Below are 660 nucleotides of genomic sequence, written 5' to 3'. Positions count from 1 at the left end.
GAGTTTTTAAGGGTTATTTGGAATTAATTACCGTTTTTCAAAGCAGAGTGATCATTCTGTTTTGAGTGTTTTAAAAAAGTATTTTATTGTGAAAAGTGAGCGAATGCCTGAGCCGTAGTTCGGGAGAATTTCAGGTGGACGGGATGTTCTGAGGAAAGAGAGTTGCCACCGGGCGCGATAGCCTAAGTCGCCAATACGCTGGGCAGCTTCGATGCGAAGTGATGTAACGAAAAGGGCGGCTGGATGCCGATGCGAAGAGCCTAATCCGCCGAAAAACGTGCGCTGGCATCGTGTCCGCTGTCGCCGGCCAGCAGCTCGTTGCGTACGGTTTTCGGGGTTTTTCCGGTCCACGATTGAAAGGCTCTGGCGAACGAGTTCGCGTCTTCGAAACCCAGAAGGAACGAGATTTCTGCGCTCGACATGGCCGTCGTGCGCAGATAATGGTGGGCCAGCGAGTCGCGCAGGGTGTCGAGTACCTGCTGGAAGGTCGTGCCTTCGCTGTGCAGTTTGCGCTGCAGGGTACGCGTACTGACGCCCAGTTTCCGGCTGACCGCCAGCATGGATACCTCACCGGCAGGCAGGGTCTCCAGCAAGGTGCTGCGCACCCGCTCCTGCATGCCGCAGGTTCTGTCCAGATCCGACAGGCGCTGGCGCAGATCC

Annotated in this window: 1 protein-coding gene; it reads right to left on the bottom strand. The window is 55.8% G+C overall.

Annotation, left to right across the window (positions count from 1 at the left end; translation table 11 throughout):
• Positions 1-260: 260 nt before the first annotated feature.
• The coding region (locus BZK31_RS28980) for a helix-turn-helix domain-containing protein (RefSeq protein WP_157900859.1) at positions 261-660 on the bottom strand (400 nt) is incomplete at its 5' end.

The organism is Pseudomonas floridensis (assembly GCF_002087235.1).
GTDB classification, from domain to species: Bacteria; Pseudomonadota; Gammaproteobacteria; order Pseudomonadales; family Pseudomonadaceae; genus Aquipseudomonas; species Aquipseudomonas floridensis.
Note: the sequence above shows the minus strand (reverse complement) of the source record. Positions and strands in the feature narration are given on the sequence as shown.